Source organism: Pandoraea thiooxydans (assembly GCF_001931675.1).
Classification (GTDB): domain Bacteria; phylum Pseudomonadota; class Gammaproteobacteria; order Burkholderiales; family Burkholderiaceae; genus Pandoraea; species Pandoraea thiooxydans.
This window is the reverse complement of sequence record NZ_CP014839.1, coordinates 2,062,616-2,079,875: the sequence shown is the minus strand read 5'-3', so window position 1 is coordinate 2,079,875 and position 17,260 is coordinate 2,062,616. Positions and strand designations below refer to the sequence as shown.

Below are 17,260 nucleotides of genomic sequence, written 5' to 3'. Positions count from 1 at the left end.
CGCGGTGAACGTCACTTCACATACGTACTGGTCAGGCGCTTTTGCGCTTCTTCCAGGTCTTTCGGCGGCTTGGTCGGCTCGATGCCCACCAGGCGGGCAATGTTGTTGCCCATGTAGTCCTCCAGTCCGTCCTCGTCCAGGCCCATGCCTTGCGGTTCGGGAGAGCACAGGACTTCCAGCTCGCGCAGCCACATGCCGGGTTCGTTGGGCGGCGAATCGGTGCCGAACACGATCTTGTTGCGCGGCAATTGCTTGGCGAACTCGACGATGCGCGACTGGAAGCACCAGCCCGACTCGCAGTACACGTTGGGCGTGTCCATCGCCATCCAGAACGCTTCGAACGAATAGTTGCCGCCGGTTTGGATGCCGAAGTGTCCGATGATGAAATTGACCATCGGAAACTCGCGGATGATCGGGTAGAACTGCGTCGGAATCGTGTAGGGGCCGTCACCCGTGTGAATCAGGACCACCACGCCGAGCTCGGCGCATTTCTTCATGGCCGGACGCAGCCAGTCGAGCGCGCGGTCGGGCCGGTAACCGTGCATGTTGGCGTGCAGCTTGAGCATCTTGAAGCCGTATTCCTTGACGTGGAATTCGAGCTCCGCGGCGCCATTTTCCGGACCCCAGCGCGGGTTGTAGGTGAAGTTGCCGATGAAGCGGTCAGGGTACTTCTGCGTCAATTCAGCGATGTACTTCATATAGTCGCGAATGCCTTCGCGACCGCGCCGGTTGCCGTCGCGGTAGCCGGTGTTGCCGGGCGGCGGCTGGATGAAGCCCATGTCGATGCGGCGCGGCTTGCCGTTGATGATGTAGGGCCCGTCCATCAACTTGAGCAGGCGCTCGCCGGTAAACGGCTCGCCGGTGTGGCGCCATGCCTCGTCGACGAGGTTGGTCGGGTGCAGATGGGTATCGATGATCATTGAAAGGACTCCCGCTCAGGCAACCAGCGTCGCCAGGTAATGTTTGTTTTCGATGCCGTAGGCAGCCAGCTGGGCTTCGGCCTGCTCGACGCTGCGCGGCGGCTCGGTCGGCGCCAGGCCGATCATGCGGGCGAGGTTGTTGCCGAGATAGTCCTCGAGCGTGTCTTCGTCGAGGTTGAGCCCTTGCGGCGGCTCGGTGCACAGCACTTCGAGCAGGCGCAGCCACATGCCGGGCTCGTTGGGAGGGGTATCCGAGCCGTAGAGAATCTTGTGCTTGGGCAGTACCTTCGAGAACTCGACGATGCGCGATTGCAGGCACCAGCTCGACTCGCAGTACACGTTGGGCAGCTCCATCGCCCACTGGAAGGGCTCGAAGCAATACACGCCGCCGGTCTGCACGCCGAAGTGCGCCATGATGAAATTCACATTGGGGAATTCCTTGATCATCGGCACCCACTCGGTGGGAATGCTGTATGGGCCGTCGCCGGTATGCAGTTTTACCGGCACGCCGAGCTCGGCGCATTTTTCGAACGCGGGCCGCACCCAGTCGATCGCCCGGTCGGGCCGGTACGCATGCATGTTGGCCTGCATCTGCACCATCTTGAAGCCGTGTTCGGTGACATAGCGCTCGATGGCCTCGACGCCGTTTTGCACGCCGCAGCGGGGGTTATAGACGAAGCAGCCGAGGAAGCGGTCGGGATACTGCTGGACCAGTTTCAGGGTGTACGCCATGTAGGCGTCGATCGCCTCGCGCCCGCTTTGCACGCCGTCGGTCCAGGTGTAGATGGTGTTGCCCTGCGGGGGCTGGATGAACGCGCGGTCGATGCGGCGCGGCTTGCCGTTGATCCGGTAAGGGCCGTCCATCATTTGCAGCAGGCGCTCGCCGGAAAACGGCTCGCCATCGTGCCGCCAGGCCAGATCGACCACGTCGGTCGGGTAGCAGCTGGTATCGATAATCATGTACTCGATCTCCTAAGACAGGGAAGTTGGCCAGACCCTGCTGCCATTGCAGCGGGCTCCACTCCAACCTTCTAATCGCGGGCAGCCACGTCTTGCCACGGCCTTTTACTAAGCGCGTTGCCGCGCTTTCCCCCGCCCTGCATCAGGTGACACATGACGTGCACTGCTGCTTGAGTCGCAGTATCACGATCGCGATGCGCTCTGTACAATATTATTTAAAGCGATGTTTGATACTTATTCGATATGGCGATATGGACATCCGTCTCTTGCGTTACTTCGCGGTGCTTGCCGACGAGCTGCACTTCGGGCGCGCCGCGGCCCGGCTCAACATGTCCCAGCCGCCACTCAGCCAGCAAATCCGGTTGCTCGAGGAGGAGATCGGCACGCCGCTGTTCGTGCGGACGCACCATCGCGTCGAACTGACCGCGGCCGGGCAAACCCTCAAGGATCAGGTGCCGCTGATCTTCGCGCAGATCGAGCGCGCGCTCGACCTGACGCGGCAAACCGGGCGTGGCCAGCTCGGCAAGCTGGAAATCGGCATGATCAGTTCGGTGATGGTCGGGGTGATTCCGCGCGCCATGCACGTATTTCGCGAGCGCTATCCGGATGTATCGTGGAACCTGCGCGAGATGACGCCCGCGGCGCAACTCGCGGCCTTGAGTGAGCGGCGCATCGACGTGTGCTTCTTTCGCATGAGCCACGACGACCCGAACCTGTGCAACGAAGTGCTGCTGTACGAGCCGATCATGGCGGTGCTGCCCGAGACGCATCGCCTGGCCGGCCAGGACGAACTCGCGCTGGCCGACCTGGCTGGCGATCCGTTCGTCTCGTTTGGTCTGGGGCAGTCCCGGTTTGCCGACTTTCTTTACCAGTGCTGCGTGCAGGCGGGTTTCACGCCGCGGATCCGCCAGCAGGTGATCGAAGTGCAAACGCTGTTGAGTCTGGTGCGGGCCGATTTCGGGGTAGCCCTGCTGCCGGCCTCGATCGCGCACATCGCGCCAGCCGGGGTGGTGTTCCGGCGCCTGAGCCCGGCCGTGCCGGAGGTGCCGTTATATGCGATTTATCGCGCCGACGACGTGTCGCCGGCGCTCAAACTGTTTCTCGATACGATTCGCGAACTGGTCGCGCAGGACAGTCGCGGGTCGGCCAGCGAGCCGGCCAACGCGCAACGGATCGAAGCGGTATTCACCGCGCGCGTACCGGAATCGGCCGGGCCTGCGGCGGCTACGGCAACTGCGCCGGCTGCGCGGGCCGCGCCGCGGGCGAGCTCACGAAAGCCTTGATGTGTTGATTCAGCGCGTCCGGCGCGTCGCGATGCGGTGAGTGGCCGCAGCCGGGCAGCTTGACGACCTGCGCGTGCCGCACGTGGTGGCCGATGCTGTCCATCTGCGCCATCGTGCCGTACTCGTCGTCGAACCCCTGTACCGCCAGCAACGGGCAGCGTATGGCGCCCAGCGCGCCCTCGATGTTCCAGTCCCGAAAGGCCGGATCGAGCCAGATATCGTTCCAGCCCCAGAAGGCCGAGTCGACGTCATCGTGATAGCGCGCCAGGCGCGCACGCAAGCCCATGTCGATATCGGTGTAGGCCTGCCTGGCTTGCGCGATGTTCTGCACCGACACGTCTTCGACGAACACGTGCGGCGCGATCACCACCGCGCCGGCCAGCGCATCGGGAAACGCCGCGGCATAGAGCAGGGCGATCGAACCGCCGTCGCTATGCCCGACCAGCCACATGCGCGAGCGCTGATCCGCATCGACGCCCAGCGCATCGAGCAATGCGGGCAGCACCTCGCGGGCCTGGCGATGCATGAACGTCACCGGCCATTTTTCATCGGCCGCGCGAGGGCTCGAACGACCGTAGCCGGGGCGCGAGTACACCAGCCCGCGCATGCCGAGGGTTGCGCAAAGCGTTCGCGGCCAGTCTTTCCACATCGCCACCGATCCGAGTCCCTCGTGCAGAAACACGGCCAGCGGCGCGTCGGGCGCGGCTGTGTCGAGCCACTGATATTCGAGTTCCAGCGGACCTGTCGATATGGAGGCAGGCAGTGAAATCAATGCCGTTCCGGACGAAGCGGCGGCAACGGAACGCGAAGCGTCGGCGCTCATAACAATTCCCTCAACTTGAAGCGCTGTATTTTACCGGTGGCGGTCTTCGGCAGATCGTCGACGAAGACGATCTCGCGCGGATACTTGTGCGGCGCCAGGCGGGTCTTGACGAACGCCTTCAGATCGGCTGCCAACGTGTCCGAGCCGGTGAAGCCCCGCCGCAGCACCACGAAGGCGCGCGTCTTGACCAGCCCATCGTGCGTGACGCCGGCCACGGCCGCTTCGAACACGCATTCGTGCTGGGTAAGCACCATTTCCACTTCGATGGGAGATACGTATTGGCCGCTGACCTTGAGCATGTCGTCGCTGCGCCCGGCATAGACGTAGCAGCCGTTGGCGTCGCGCCGATATTTGTCGCCGCTTCTGAGCCACTCGCCGAGAAACGTCGCGCGCGACTTCTCGCGGTTGGTCCAGTACATCAGCGCGGCGCTCGGACCCTTGATGTAGAGGTCGCCGATCTCGCCGTCGGGCACCGGGTGGCCGGCCTCGTCGCGCAGTTCGATCTCGTAGCCCGGCACCGGCTTGCCGGTGGTGCCGTAATGAATGTCGCCCGGCCGGTTCGACAAAAAGATGTGCAGCATCTCGGTCGAGCCGATGCCATCCAGAATGTCGCAGCCAAAGTGCGCGCGGAAGTGCTCGCCGATCTCGCGCGGCAGTGCCTCGCCCGCCGAGGTGCAAACACGCAGGGCCACCTGCTCGCGCGCCGGCAGGTGCGGCGAGGCGAGCATATTGGCGTACAGCGTGGGCACGCCATAGAAAATCGTCGGGCGATGCTGTACCAGCCGCTCGAATACCGCTTCGGCGGTCGGGCGCCCGGCCATCAGCACGACGCTCGCGCCGACCGACAGCGGAAACGTCAGGCCGTTGCCCAGTCCGTACGCAAAAAAGAGCTTGGCCGCCGAGAAGACGATGTCGCTTTCAGTGATACCCAGCAATGGCTTGGCATACAGCTCCGCTGTCCAGTAAAGGTTGGCGTGCGTGTGCACGGTGCCCTTGGGCTTGCCGGTCGAGCCCGACGAATACAGCCAGAATGCAATGTCGTCGGCGCTGGTGTCGACGGCCTGGGCTGCCGGCGTGGCCGCGGCGACCAACTCGCTGAACACGGGCACGGTGGCGGGTGTCGCGATCGAGGGCTCGGCCACGATCAGCTGGCAGTCGGCTTGCCCGCTTTGCGCCAGCGCCTGCCGCACGGTGTCCAGTAGCGGGCCTGAGGCAATCACCGCGCGCGCGTGGCAATGGCCGAGCATGTAAGCGTAATCGTCTGCGGTGAGCAGCGTATTGACGACCACAGGCACGATACCCGCATACAGTGCGCCGAGAAACGCGACCGGCAGATCGGCGGTGTCCTGCATCACCAGCAGCACACGCTCTTCGGGGTGAATGCCCAGCGCGCGCAAGGCGCCGGCGCAGCGTCGCATGCGATCGGCCAGTTCGCCGTAGCTGAGCATGCCGGCATCGTCGATATAGGCCGGCTTGGCGGCGCGCGCGGCATTGAGCGCTGCGACGTGCGCGGCGAAATTGAATTGCGCCGGCGGCGGCTGCAGCTCGCCCGAGGCAATCGGGGATGGCGTCTGGACTTCCATGTTTCCTCCTGTGGAAATGCGAGGCGGCGCTATTGAATAGCGTTTTGTTGCGCCGTCCGAATCGTGCTGAATGGGGTTTTCCGGGTTAAGTGGCGTTACGGGACATTAGGGGGCGTAAGGCGCTGCATGCTCGGCGGTGGCCGCGACGGTGGCGCTCGGGCCCTGGATTGCCGTACGCCGGTGATAGAACGCCAGCGCGCGCAGTCCGCCCAGTTCCTCGCCGCCGCCGGCGCGGCCGGGCCCGCCGTGCAGCGACATCGGCATCACATTGCCGTGCCCCGTCTGGCTTTGCGCCACCGACGGCGCGACGGTGTGAACGCGCCCATGCGTGCCTGCCAGCTCGAGCGCGATGCGGGCCAGGCGGGTTTCGTCATTCGAGAACACCGAGGCGACCAGCGATCCTTGCCCGCGCCGGGCCAGCGCAACCGCGTCGCGCTCGTCGCCGGCGCTCGTGTCGTACGGCGCGAGCGTGGCGACCGGGCCGAACACTTCGACGTCGTGCAAATGCGCGGCCTGTTCGGGCCGGCGCTGCACGAACAGATGAGGTGCGAGGCACGCGGCAAGCGCCGGGTCGGCATCGATGAGCGGCACTTGCCCACCATCGAATGCCAGTTCCGCCTCCTGGGCCAGCGTGGCGATGCCTTCACGCACGGTGTCGTACTGGGCGCGACTGACCAGCGCGCCCATACGCACGGTGTCGTTGCGCGGATTGCCCACGGTGATTTTGGCCAGCCGGGCGCGCAACGCCTCGGCTACCGCATCCAAGTGCGGCGCGGGCACGAAAGCGCGGCGGATCGCGGTGCACTTCTGTCCCGACTTGACGGTCATCTCGCGCACCACTTCCTTGACGAACAAATCGAATGCCTCGGTGCCGGGCGTCGCATCGACGGCCAGGATCGCGCTGTTCAGGCTGTCCGCCTCGACGTTCAGGCGCGCGCCGCGCTGTACGAAGGCCGGGTGGGCGCGCAACTGCGCCGCGGTCTGCGCCGAGCCGGTGAACGACACGACGTCGAAGGCTTCGATCCGGTCGAGCAGTCCGGCGGCGCTGCCGCAAATCACCGAGAGCGCGCCCGGCGGCAGAATGCCGGCGTCGACCACGTCGGCCACCATGCGCTGCGTGAGCCAGGCGGTGGCGGTGGCTGGCTTGACGATGACCGGCACGCCCGACAATAGCGCCGGGGCGGCTTTTTCCCACAATCCCCAGGAAGGGAAGTTGAACGCATTGATGAACAGCGCGAGGCCATGCGTGGGCGTGAGGACGTGCCGCGTGTTAAACGATTGGTCTTTGCTCAGGCTGACCGGCGCGCCGTCGCTCAGCACCTGCGCGTCGCCCAGTGTTGCACCAAGCTTGGCGTAGTGCGACAGCGTGAAAATGCCGCCGTCGATGTCGACTGCGGAGTCGTTGCGGGTGGTGCCCGAGTTGGCCAGCGCAATCGCGTAGTAGTCGTCGCGCTTGCTTTGCAGCAGTTTGACCACCTCGCCCAGCAGCGCGGCACGCGCGCCATAGCTCAGTGCGCGCAGCGCCGCTGCGCCCTCGTCGCGGGCAAAACGAAACGCCGCGTCGAGATCGAGCCCGTCGCTGGACACGCGCACCAATGCCTCGCCGGTGACCGGATCGGTCAGCAGGCTGCCGTCGCCGCGTCCGGCGACCCAATGGCCGGCGACGTAGTTTTTCAATAACTCTGTCATGGGGATGAAATCTCTCTGAAAGGGCAGTCGACGAGTCCGCCTCGCCGATCGGCATGAAGGCAGCCGGTGTCGCGCTATGCGCCGGTCTTGGAAAACTCGATGGCGCCGCCGGGCAACAAGTACAGCACCAGCGCCTGGCCGTTGGCGACCGTGGGGCGATGGGCGCTGCCCGGCTGGTAGACGCACCAGCCTGCGGGATGGCCGTCGAACGTCGCGCCCTCGGTCAGCGGCATGATGAGGTCGATTTCGCCGTTCGGATGTACATGATGCGGGCCTGCAATGTTTTGCATGTCGACAACATCGACTGAAAAGCCATGCGTTTCCGGCAGCGCCTTGAAGATGCGGCCATATTTGATGCCGCCAGCCTCCCGGTTGCACAACCAGCCATCTTCCACGCCGGCCCGGCAGGCGCTGGCCAACGCCTGGTAGGCGGCGCTGCCGGCGCCGTATTCGCGATTGAGCCAGGCGGCCAGGGCGCCGTCGAGCGGGCGTCCGGCCAGACGCGCGGTCACGCCGGCAATCAATTGCTGGAATTCGTTGGGGGACATGGCACGTCTCCTTGTATCATCGTGCGAACAGGCGCGGCGCGGGCGGCGGGTGCCCGAGCGGGCGTGGCGACCACGCCGTTGTATTTTTGCCGAGGTGCGATGAAAATTAGCACGCGACAAAATCGGCGTCAAGCACTATATTACATAAAATCAAGTGATGGAATTGAAATGATGAAGCAAAGTGCTGCAATGCAACCTCTGGAAGTCGTGCCGGAGTCCGACCACGAGAAGGATGCGCCGCGCGACCCATTCCTGAGCGCCATGGGTGAGCGGGTCAGGCTGCTGCGCGCGCGGCGGGGTCTGACGCGCAAGGCGCTGGCACAGGAGGCCGCGGTCTCCGAGCGGCATTTGGCCAATCTCGAGTCCGGCACCGGCAATGCATCGGTCCTGTTTCTGCGGCAATTGACGCACGCACTGAACTGCACGCTGGCGGAATTGATCGGCGACGAAACCACCACCTCGGCCGAATGGCTGCTGATTCGCGAGTTGCTGCACGGGCGCGATGCCGACTCGCTCAAGCGGGCCCGGCAAGCGCTGGCGGAACTGTTCGCGCAGGCGCCGCCCGACCCGAACCGGCGGCATCGCATCGCACTGATCGGCCTGCGCGGCGCGGGCAAGTCGACGCTGGGGCGCATGCTGGCCGACGACCTCAAGGTGCCGTTCGTCGAACTCAATCGCGTGATCGAGCAATTGGCCGGGTGTCCGCCGTCGGAGATTCATGCCTTATATGGCGCGAATGCCTATCGGCGCTACGAGCAGCGCGCGCTCGAGGCCGTGATCAGCGAGCATGAGCGGGCCGTGATCGCCTCGCCCGGCGGGTTGGTGTCCGAAACCACCACCTTCAATCAGCTGCTTGCGCACTGTTATACGGTCTGGCTGCAGGCGTCGCCCGAGGAGCATATGCGCCGCGTGATCGCCCAGGGCGATCTGCGTCCGATGTCGGGCAACAAGGAGGCGATGGACGACCTCAAGCGCATCCTGGCCGGGCGCGCCGAATTCTATGCCAAAGCCGACATGACGTTCGACACCAGCGGCAAGACGCTGGCCGACAGTTATCTGCAACTGCGGGACCGTCTGGCGGTGCGTCTGGCCGCCGAATAGACGACCGAGGGCGGAGGCGGGAGTCGCCTCTGCGATAAAATGCATTAAAATGCTTGACTCGTGCAATTTGCTGCACTATGCTTCCTGTAACCCGCCAGTCGCGTATTTCAGGAGACAAGCATGTCAGCCATCCCCCCGGTCGATTACCGCACCGATCCCACTCAATACAAGCATTGGAAATTGTCATTCGACGGCGCCGTTGCCACGCTGGGCATCGATATCGCCGAAGATGGCGGCATTCGCGAAGGCTATAAGCTCAAGCTCAATTCCTACGACCTGGGCGTCGACATCGAACTGCACGACGCAATCCAGCGCATCCGTTTCGAGCACCCCGAAGTCAAGACGGTGGTCATCACCAGCTTGAAAGATCGCGTGTTCTGCTCGGGCGCGAATATTTTCATGCTTGGGCTGTCGGCACATGCGTGGAAAGTCAATTTCTGCAAGTTCACCAACGAGACCCGCAACGGCCTGGAAGACTCGTCGCGCCACTCCGGGCTCAAGTTTCTGGCGGCCGTCAATGGTGCCTGCGCCGGCGGCGGCTATGAGCTGGCAATGGCCTGCGACGAAATTTATCTGGTCGACGACCGCTCGTCGTCGGTGGCGCTGCCCGAAGTGCCGCTGCTGGGCGTGCTGCCGGGCACCGGCGGCCTCACCCGCCTGACCGACAAGCGTCGCGTGCGCCATGATCGCGCCGATATTTTCTGCACGATCGTCGAAGGCGTGCGCGGCGAGCGCGCCAAGACCTGGCGCCTGGTCGACGAAGTGGTCAAGCCCAATCAATTCCAGCAAAGCGTTCAGGCCCGCGCGCTCGAACTGGCCGCGCAAAGCGACCGGCCCGACGCTGCGCAGGGCGTGACTCTGCCGCGCCTGGAGCGCTCGGTGCGCGATGACGGCCTGTTCTACGAGTACGTTTCAGTCGCGATCGATCGCGCCAAGCGCACCGCGACCTTCACCGTCAAGGCGCCGGCCGGCGTGCCGGCGACGCAGATCGACGCGATCATGGCGGCCGGCGCGCGCTGGTGGCCGCTGCAGTTCGCCCGCGAGCTGGACGATGCGATTCTCTCGATGCGCACCAACGAGCTCGATATCGGCACCTGGATCTTCAAGGCCGAAGGCGAGGCGAAAACCATGCTCGCCATCGATGCGGCGCTGCTCGAACACCGCGATCACTGGTTCGTGCGCGAGACCATCGGCATGCTGCGCCGTACGCTGGCGCGCATCGACGTGTCGTCCCGCTCGCTGTTCACGCTGATCGAGCCCGGCTCCTGCTTTGCCGGGATCTTCGCCGAGTTCGCCTTCGCCGCCGACCGCACCTACATGGCCGCGCTGCCGAGCAACGAGGAAGAAGAACCGGCCATCACGCTCTCGGAAGCCAACTTCGGGCTATTCCCGATGGTCACGCACCAGTCACGTCTGGCGCGCCGTTTCTACGAGGAAGCGGCGCCGCTGGAGGCCGCGCGCGCCAGGATCGGCGTGCCGGTCAGGCCGGTCGAAGCCGAGCAATTGGGGCTGGTGACCGCCGCCCCCGACGATATCGACTGGGCCGATGAAATTCGCATCGCCCTCGAGGAACGCGCGGCGATGTCGCCCGACGCGCTGACCGGACTGGAGGCGAACCTGCGCTTCAATGGCCCGGAAACGATGGAAACGCGCATCTTCGGGCGGCTCTCGGCATGGCAGAACTGGATCTTCAACCGGCCCAACGCGGTCGGCGAGCGCGGTGCCCTCAAGGTGTACGGCAAGGGCAGCAAGGCCCAGTTCGACATCTCGCGCGTTTAACCCAATTCATATCAAGCGGCGGCCGGTGCGCGTCTGCACCGACCGCTGGAGACAATGCAGCGCCTTTGCACAGGAACCGAATCATGTCTTCGATCAATTACAGCGAAAAGATCCCGAACAATGTCAATCTGGCAGACGATCGCACACTGCAGCGTGCGCTCGAGCAGTGGCAGCCGAATTTTCTGTCGTGGTGGGGCGATATGGGCCCGGAGGGCTCGCACGGCTACGACGTGTATCTGCGCACGGCGGTCAGCGTCGACGCCGGCGGCTGGGCGCACTTCGATCACGTGAAGATGCCCGACTACCGCTGGGGCATTTTCCTGACTCCGGGTCAGGAAGACCGCAAGATTCACTTCGGCGAACACAAGGGTGAAGCGGCATGGCAGGAGGTGCCGGGCGAGCATCGCGCCAACCTGCGCCGCATCATCGTCACGCAGGGCGACACGGAACCGGCGTCGGTCGAGCAGCAGCGCCACCTCGGGCTGACCGCGCCGTCGATGTACGATTTGCGTAACCTGTTCCAGGTGAACGTGGAAGAGGGCCGCCACCTGTGGGCGATGGTGTATCTGCTGCATCGCTATTTCGGCCGCGACGGCCGTGAGGAAGCCGAGGCGCTGCTCGAGCGGCGCTCGGGCGACGCCGACAATCCCCGCATCCTCGGTGCCTTCAACGAGAAGACGCCTGACTGGTTGTCGTTCTATATGTTCACTTACTTCACCGACCGCGATGGCAAGTTCCAGCTCTCCGCGCTGGCCGAATCCGGCTTCGATCCGCTGGCCCGCACCACCAAGTTCATGCTGACCGAAGAAGCGCATCATATGTTCGTCGGCGAATCGGGCGTCTCGCGCGTGATCCAGCGCACCGCGCAAGTGATGAACGAACTCAAGACCGACGATGTGAGCAAGATCCGCGCGGCCGGCGTGATCGATTTGGCGACCATCCAGCGTTACATCAATTTCCATTATTCGGTAACCATCGATCTGTTCGGCGCCGATCAGTCGTCGAACGCAGCCACTTTCTATAATTCCGGTTTGAAGGGGCGCTACGAAGAAGGCAAGCGCGACGACGATCATCAGTTGAACGGCCAGATGTACCGCTTGCTCGACGTGCAGGACGGCAAGCTGGTCGAGCGCGAAGTGCCGATGCTCAACGCCATGAACGAAGTGCTGCGCGACGACTACATCAAGGACTCCGTGGCTGGCGTCGGGCGTTGGAACAAAGTGCTGGAGAAAGCGGGCATCGACGTGCGCCTGACGGTGCCGCACAAGGCTTTCAACCGTCAGATCGGCACCTTCGCCGGGGTGCGCGTGGCGCCCGACGGGCGCGTGATCAGCGAGGCCGAATGGCAGGCTAACCAGGCCAAGTGGCTGCCCACGCCGGAGGACCGCGCTTACGTCGCGTCATTGATGGGACGGGTGATGGAACCCGGCAAGTTCGCCAACTGGATTGCGCCGCCGGCGATGGGCATCAATCGCCAGCCGGTGGATTTTGAATACGTCCGCTTCAACTAAGCGCTGACGGTGGTTATCGGACGGTGGTGGAGACAACTATGAACGGCCCAGTTTCGATCGAGGTACTCAAGCAACATTTGATCGATCCCGAAATCTGCATTCGCTGCAATACCTGCGAAGAGACGTGTCCGATCGATGCGATCACCCACGACGACAATAATTATGTCGTGCGGGCCGACGTCTGCAACGGCTGCATGGCGTGCGTCTCGCCATGTCCGACCGGCGCGATCGACAATTGGCGCACGGTGCTGCGGGCCGAAGCCTACAGCATCGACGAGCAATTCACGTGGGACGTGCTGCCCGCGCAGGGCACCACCGCCGACGATGCGCTGCGCGCCGGGCAGGCCGAAGGCGGCGTTGGCGCGCAGGCTGCTGCCGAGCCGGCCGGCATCGAGGTCGATACGGTGCGTGGATCGACCGTGCCGCCGTGGTCGGCCGCCAAGCCGTACGTCAACCTCTATACGCACAAGGCGCCGCTGCGGGCGACGGTGGTGGGCAATTACCGCCTCACCGAAGCCGCGACCGAGAGCGATATCCACCACATCGTGCTCGATTTCGGCACCACGCCGTTCCCCGTGCTCGAGGGGCAGTCGCTCGGCATTCTGCCGCCGGGCACGGCGCCCGACGGGCGGGCGCACCATGCTCGCCAGTACTCGATTGCCAGTCCGCGCGACGGCGAGCGCAAGGGTTACAACAACATCTCGCTGACGGTCAAACGCGTGACGCAAGACTATCAGGGCAAGCGCGTCGACGGGGTGTGCTCGAACTATCTGTGCGATCTGAAGAAAGGCGACACGGTGGAGGTGATCGGCCCCTTCGGCAATACATTCCTGATGCCGAACCACGCCGACTCGCATTTGCTGATGATCTGCACCGGCACCGGCTCGGCGCCGATGCGGGCCATGACGGAGTATCGGCGGCGGCGCCGGCTCAAGGGCGCGACCGGCAAACTCATGCTTTTCTTCGGTGCACGCACGCAGGAGGAGCTGCCCTATTTCGGGCCGCTGCTGAACCTGCCCAAGGATTTCATCGACACCAATTTCGCCTTCTCGCGCACGCCGGGGCAGCCCAAGCGATACGTCCAGGACGTGATGCGCGAGCGTGCGGCCGACGTCGCGCAACTGCTGCGCGACGACAGCACCTACATTTACGTGTGCGGCCTCAAGGGCATGGAGGACGGCGTGCTGCAGGCGCTGCAGGCCATCGCCGATCAGCACGGCCTGGCGTGGGAGACCTTGTGGCCCAAGCTAAAACGCGACGGCCGGCTGCATCTGGAAACCTACTGAAAATCTCGCGAATCAGCGCGGCGGATTGAAGTCATCGGCGATCCAGGCGGCCGCCGTGGTGGCGTTGAGCTTGAAACCGGGCCTCACGCGCACCTCGGCGAGCAGTTCATCGCCCGCGTCGCGTGCGCTCAGGCAGGCATAAGGATCGTCTTCGTCCGGCACGATGTCGAGCAGCACGGTGATAGTACCGCCGGCGGTCGCGATGTCGATGCGCTTGTGCAGCATCGCCTGCAGATGCTGCTCGTGCCGGCGCAATACCTCCGAGGCGGTTTTCACCAAGGTGCGGAACGCCGCGCCGTCCAGCGGCTTGGGGTTCTTCTTGTCGCGCCCCATGGTCCACGGGCCGACCAGCGCGGGTTCGGCCTCGCCGTCCTTATACATCGCCACGGCCCAGCCCTCGTCGTCTTCATTCTTGATGACCTGTGCGGTCCAGCCGTCCTGGCGCCAGAGTCGCGGGGCCTGTATCGGCGCGGTGTCGTCGGCGGCGGATGGGTCGGGTAGATGCGATAGCGAAACGGATTCGGTCATGGCCAGGCGGGTTCCGGGAGGTATTGCGCAGGACGGCAATTCTAACCCGTCGCGCGCGACGGCCCGCTAGGAGCCCGTGGCATCGGATGACAAAATCGCGCCGTCGCCGTTGGGCTCCCGCACCCTGAGCAGCAAAGCGCCGATCAGGGCGGCCGCGACCGCGGAGATCGCGCCTGACATGAAGGCGGCGTGATAGCCGGCATTGAGCGCCGCGAGGGAACTCGCGCCGGCGGCTTGCGTGCCGCTCGAAACGGCCGCAGCCAGGCTGGCGAGAATTGCCAGACCAAGCGCGCCGCCCATCATGAACGAAGTGTTGACCACGCCCGAGGCCAGTCCGGAGTCGCTCGGCGCGACGTCGCTCATCGCCGCCAGCAGCACCGGGTTGAAGGCGATCCCCGCGCCCAGCCCCAGCAGCAGCATGCCGGGCAGCACGTCGGCCAGGAAATTGCCGTGCACGGGAGCGCGGGCAAACAGCATCAGGCCGACCGATGCCATCAACAGCCCGGCGACCAGCGGCCGTTTGATGCCAAGGCGCATCACCAGCCTGGCCGACAGGCCCAGCGAAAAGGCTGCCATGATCAGGTTGGCCGGCAGAAATGCCAGGCCGACCTGCATCGGACTGTAGTCAAGCACCAACTGCAGATACAGCGCGGAGATGAAAAACCACGCGAACATCGCGGCGGCCCACAGGACGCCGACGACGTTGGCGATGGTGACGTTGCGTGCGCGAAACAGGCCCAGTGGCACCAGCGGGTGGCGCATGCGCGCCTCGATGCCGATGAACAACGCGAAGCACAGCGCGGCGATCGCCAGCAGGCCGAGCGTGCGCAGCGACCCCCAGCCCGCCGCGTTGCCGTTGACGATGGCATAGACCGCCAGGATCAGCGACGCCGTCACGGTGAGCGCGCCGGCGACATCGAGGCGACCAGCCTCGGCCGTGACCCGGTGGGCGGGCAGCAGTGTGCGGCACAGGAAAAAGACCACGACGCCGATCGGCAGATTGACCAGGAAAATCCAATGCCAGCTCAACGATGCGGTAAGCACGCCGCCGAGCAGTACGCCGATACTGCCGCCGCCGGCGCACACGAAGCCATAGACCCCCATCGCCCGGGCGCGCTCGGCCGGCTCGACGAACAGATTCATGATCAGCGACAGCGCGAGGGCCGACACCACCGCACCGCCGAAGCCCTGCACGGTGCGCGCGGCAATCAGCAGCCACTGCGAGTTCGACAGACCGCATGCCAGCGAGGCGGCGGTGAAGCACACGATGCCGCACAGGAACAGGCGGCGGTGTCCGAACAGGTCGCCCAGCCGGCCGCCGAGCAGCAGGAAGCCGCCGAAGGTCAGCATATAGGCGTTGACGACCCACACCAGCGACGTCTCGGAAAAGCCAAGATCGGCTCGGATCGAGGGCAGGGCGACATTGACGATGGTCGTATCGAGCACGATCATCAGCACGCCCAGGCACAGTACCAGCAGGGCCAGCCAGCGTGTGCGTTCGTCGTCAGCGTGGGTCATGCAGGTTGTTCCTCCAGGTTTGCAGACGGGTTATTGGCCTACGGGTGTTCGGGAATGATCACCATCCACGATACACCGAAGCGGTCGGTCACCATGCCAAAGCAGGGCGAGAAGAAGGTCTTGTCCAACGGCATCAGCACTTGACCGCCTGCAGCCAGCGCGTCGAAGCGCCGCCGGGCGTCATCGGGGTCGCTCAGCGTCAGCGACAGCGATACGCCGCGAAATTCCGGCTTGCCACTGAAGGTCATGCCGCCCGTGGCGCCGTCGGACGCGTGCAGCAGCGTGTCGCCCACGCGCATCGTGACGTGCATGACTTTCTCTTCGGCTCCGGCCGGCGCGCATTGCCCTTGCACGTCGGGCGGGGCGTCCTTCATGCGCATGAGCATGGTCACCTCGGCGCCCAGCGCGCCGCGGTAGAACTCGATCGCTTCGTCGCAACGTCCATCAAAGAACAGGTACGGGAAAATTTGCATCGTGACTCCTTTCAGGTGGATGGCGCGAACGCCGTGGGTCAAGCGGTTTGGCCGCGCTTGATGGAAAATTTGTGTACACTGTCCACAAAAGATAGCAGATAAAATGGACGCCGTCCACAAGGAGTCAGAATGTCGAATCTGGAAGCAAAGCAGCCCGCCCGAACCACCTACCGGCACGGCAATTTGCGCCAGGCGCTGCTCGAGGCCGGGTTGCAGTTGGCGCGCGACGGCGGGCCGGGGGCGGTCGTGTTGCGCGAGGCGACGCGGCGCGCCGGCGTGGTGCCCAATGCGGCCTACCGTCATTTCGCCAGCAAGCAGGATCTGCTGCAGGCGGTCAGGGCGGCGTCGCTCTCGGCGCTGGCGATCGCCATGGAGGAGGAACTGGACAAGCTGGAGGCGCCACCGCGCTCGCCGGAATACGCCCGCGCGAGCCTGGCGGCCATTGGCGCTGGGTACCTGCGCTTTGCCCGGACGGAAACCGGGCTGTTCCGCACGGCCTTTTCGGTGCCTGACGAGGTGGAGAACGATGTCGATCCGGCCAAGGCCGGCAACAGCGGGCTGAATCCGTTTCAGCTATTGAGTGCCGCGCTGGACCGGCTGGTGGTGGCCGGCGTGTTGCCACACGAGCGGCGGCCCGACGCCGAATACCTGGCGTGGTCGGCCGTGCACGGGCTGGCGCTGCTGGTGATCGACGGCCCCTTGCGGGCCCAGCCAAGCGAGCAGATCGACGCGATCGGACTGCGGCTGTTGGCGATGGTCGAGAAGGGGCTGTAACGAAGGGCTGCCGTTTCGGCGAACGCCGGCGGTGCCGGCGCTCGCGCGGCTCAGAGTGCGATGTTCAGGCCGTGCGCGTCGGCGAGCGCCTTGATGCCGGCCCGTGCGACCTGGGCGTCCTGGTCGGAGCGCACACCCGACACGCCGACCGCGCCGATGCATTGTCCATCGACCAGAATCGGCACACCGCCCTCGAGCACCACCATGTCGGGCACCGACAGGAACGCGGTGCGCCCGCCTTTGACGACTTCCTCGTAAAACTTGCTTTCCTTGCGCGAGATGGCGGCGGTATTGGCCTTGCCCACGGCGATTTTCGCCGACAGCGGCGCCGCGCCGTCCAGGCGCACAAAGCCGAGCAGTTGGGCACCGTTGTCGACCACCGCGATCGAGACGTTCCATTGTTGCGCGAGCGCTTCGGCTTGCGCGGCGTCGAGGATCTTGCGCACGTCGGCGGCTTCTAGCGTGGGAATCTGTTTCATGCTTG

The 17,260-nt window shown here is 64.8% G+C and carries 15 protein-coding genes and 1 pseudogene; 6 read left to right on the top strand and 10 right to left on the bottom strand.

The window, feature by feature from the left end:
• Positions 1-11: 11 nt before the first annotated feature.
• Both PATSB16_RS09555 and PATSB16_RS09550 read right to left on the bottom strand, forming a co-directional pair.
• A complete protein-coding gene (locus PATSB16_RS09555) occupies positions 12-920 on the bottom strand; it encodes an amidohydrolase family protein (protein WP_047213925.1) in 909 nt (302 codons plus the stop codon).
• A 15-nt stretch (positions 921-935) separates the two neighbouring features.
• On the bottom strand, positions 936-1,880 hold the full coding sequence (locus PATSB16_RS09550) for an amidohydrolase family protein (RefSeq protein WP_047213924.1): 945 nt from the start codon (positions 1,878-1,880) through the stop codon (positions 936-938).
• 251 nt (positions 1,881-2,131) lie between these two features.
• Here PATSB16_RS09550 and PATSB16_RS09545 point away from each other — a divergent pair.
• Positions 2,132-3,010 (top strand): annotated as a pseudogene (locus PATSB16_RS09545) (LysR substrate-binding domain-containing protein); the annotation flags it as partial.
• A gap of 94 nt (positions 3,011-3,104) precedes the next feature.
• On the opposite strand, the gene PATSB16_RS09540 reads toward PATSB16_RS09545, so the two are convergent.
• From PATSB16_RS09540 to PATSB16_RS09525, 4 genes are all read right to left on the bottom strand, one after another.
• The gene (locus PATSB16_RS09540; RefSeq protein ID WP_047213923.1) at positions 3,105-3,986 is read right to left on the bottom strand and encodes an alpha/beta fold hydrolase; all 882 of its coding nucleotides are present in this window, start codon (positions 3,984-3,986) and stop codon (positions 3,105-3,107) included.
• Positions 3,983-5,569 (bottom strand): benzoate-CoA ligase family protein, encoded by a 1,587-nt coding sequence (locus tag PATSB16_RS09535; protein ID WP_047213922.1) that lies wholly within the window; start codon positions 5,567-5,569, stop codon positions 3,983-3,985. Before PATSB16_RS09535 ends, PATSB16_RS09540 begins: the two co-directional genes overlap by 4 nt.
• A 105-nt stretch (positions 5,570-5,674) precedes the next feature.
• Positions 5,675-7,258 (bottom strand): 3,4-dehydroadipyl-CoA semialdehyde dehydrogenase, encoded by a 1,584-nt coding sequence (locus tag PATSB16_RS09530; RefSeq protein WP_047213921.1) that lies wholly within the window; start codon positions 7,256-7,258, stop codon positions 5,675-5,677.
• Between the two features lie 74 nt (positions 7,259-7,332).
• Positions 7,333-7,806, bottom strand: a complete 474-nt coding sequence (locus PATSB16_RS09525) for a DUF4863 family protein (RefSeq protein WP_047213920.1) — start codon at positions 7,804-7,806, stop codon at positions 7,333-7,335.
• Between the two features lie 189 nt (positions 7,807-7,995).
• On the opposite strand from PATSB16_RS09525, the gene PATSB16_RS09520 reads away from it, so the two are divergent.
• The 4 genes from PATSB16_RS09520 (at position 7,996) to boxA (ending at position 13,483) form a co-directional block, all read left to right on the top strand.
• Complete coding sequence (locus PATSB16_RS09520) at positions 7,996-8,907, top strand: helix-turn-helix transcriptional regulator (RefSeq protein ID WP_237170361.1); 912 nt, start codon at positions 7,996-7,998, stop codon at positions 8,905-8,907.
• A gap of 120 nt (positions 8,908-9,027) precedes the next feature.
• A complete protein-coding gene (gene boxC, locus PATSB16_RS09515; RefSeq protein WP_047213919.1) occupies positions 9,028-10,686 on the top strand; it encodes a 2,3-epoxybenzoyl-CoA dihydrolase in 1,659 nt (552 codons plus the stop codon).
• 83 nt (positions 10,687-10,769) lie between these two features.
• On the top strand, positions 10,770-12,197 hold the full coding sequence (boxB, locus tag PATSB16_RS09510) for a benzoyl-CoA 2,3-epoxidase subunit BoxB (protein ID WP_047213918.1): 1,428 nt from the start codon (positions 10,770-10,772) through the stop codon (positions 12,195-12,197).
• Between the two features lie 38 nt (positions 12,198-12,235).
• Positions 12,236-13,483 (top strand): benzoyl-CoA 2,3-epoxidase subunit BoxA, encoded by a 1,248-nt coding sequence (boxA, locus tag PATSB16_RS09505; RefSeq protein WP_047213917.1) that lies wholly within the window; start codon positions 12,236-12,238, stop codon positions 13,481-13,483.
• A 12-nt stretch (positions 13,484-13,495) separates the two neighbouring features.
• On the opposite strand, the gene PATSB16_RS09500 is transcribed toward boxA, so the two are convergent.
• The 3 genes from PATSB16_RS09500 to PATSB16_RS09490 all read right to left on the bottom strand — a co-directional run bounded on the left by PATSB16_RS09500 (position 13,496) and on the right by PATSB16_RS09490 (position 16,002).
• Entirely contained in the window at positions 13,496-14,011 is a 516-nt protein-coding gene (locus PATSB16_RS09500) for a hypothetical protein (protein ID WP_047213916.1), read from the bottom strand.
• Positions 14,012-14,077: 66 nt separating this feature from the next.
• Positions 14,078-15,529, bottom strand: coding sequence for a DHA2 family efflux MFS transporter permease subunit (locus PATSB16_RS09495; protein ID WP_047213915.1), 1,452 nt, complete (start codon positions 15,527-15,529; stop codon positions 14,078-14,080).
• 38 nt (positions 15,530-15,567) lie between these two features.
• Positions 15,568-16,002, bottom strand: coding sequence for a VOC family protein (locus PATSB16_RS09490; RefSeq protein ID WP_047213914.1), 435 nt, complete (start codon positions 16,000-16,002; stop codon positions 15,568-15,570).
• A 129-nt stretch (positions 16,003-16,131) separates the two neighbouring features.
• Between PATSB16_RS09490 and PATSB16_RS09485 the strand changes: the two genes are divergently transcribed.
• Positions 16,132-16,776, top strand: coding sequence for a TetR/AcrR family transcriptional regulator (locus PATSB16_RS09485; protein ID WP_047213913.1), 645 nt, complete (start codon positions 16,132-16,134; stop codon positions 16,774-16,776).
• 50 nt (positions 16,777-16,826) lie between these two features.
• On the opposite strand, the gene PATSB16_RS09480 is transcribed toward PATSB16_RS09485, so the two are convergent.
• Positions 16,827-17,255 (bottom strand): GlcG/HbpS family heme-binding protein, encoded by a 429-nt coding sequence (locus PATSB16_RS09480; RefSeq protein ID WP_047213912.1) that lies wholly within the window; start codon positions 17,253-17,255, stop codon positions 16,827-16,829.
• Positions 17,256-17,260 lie beyond the last annotated feature (5 nt).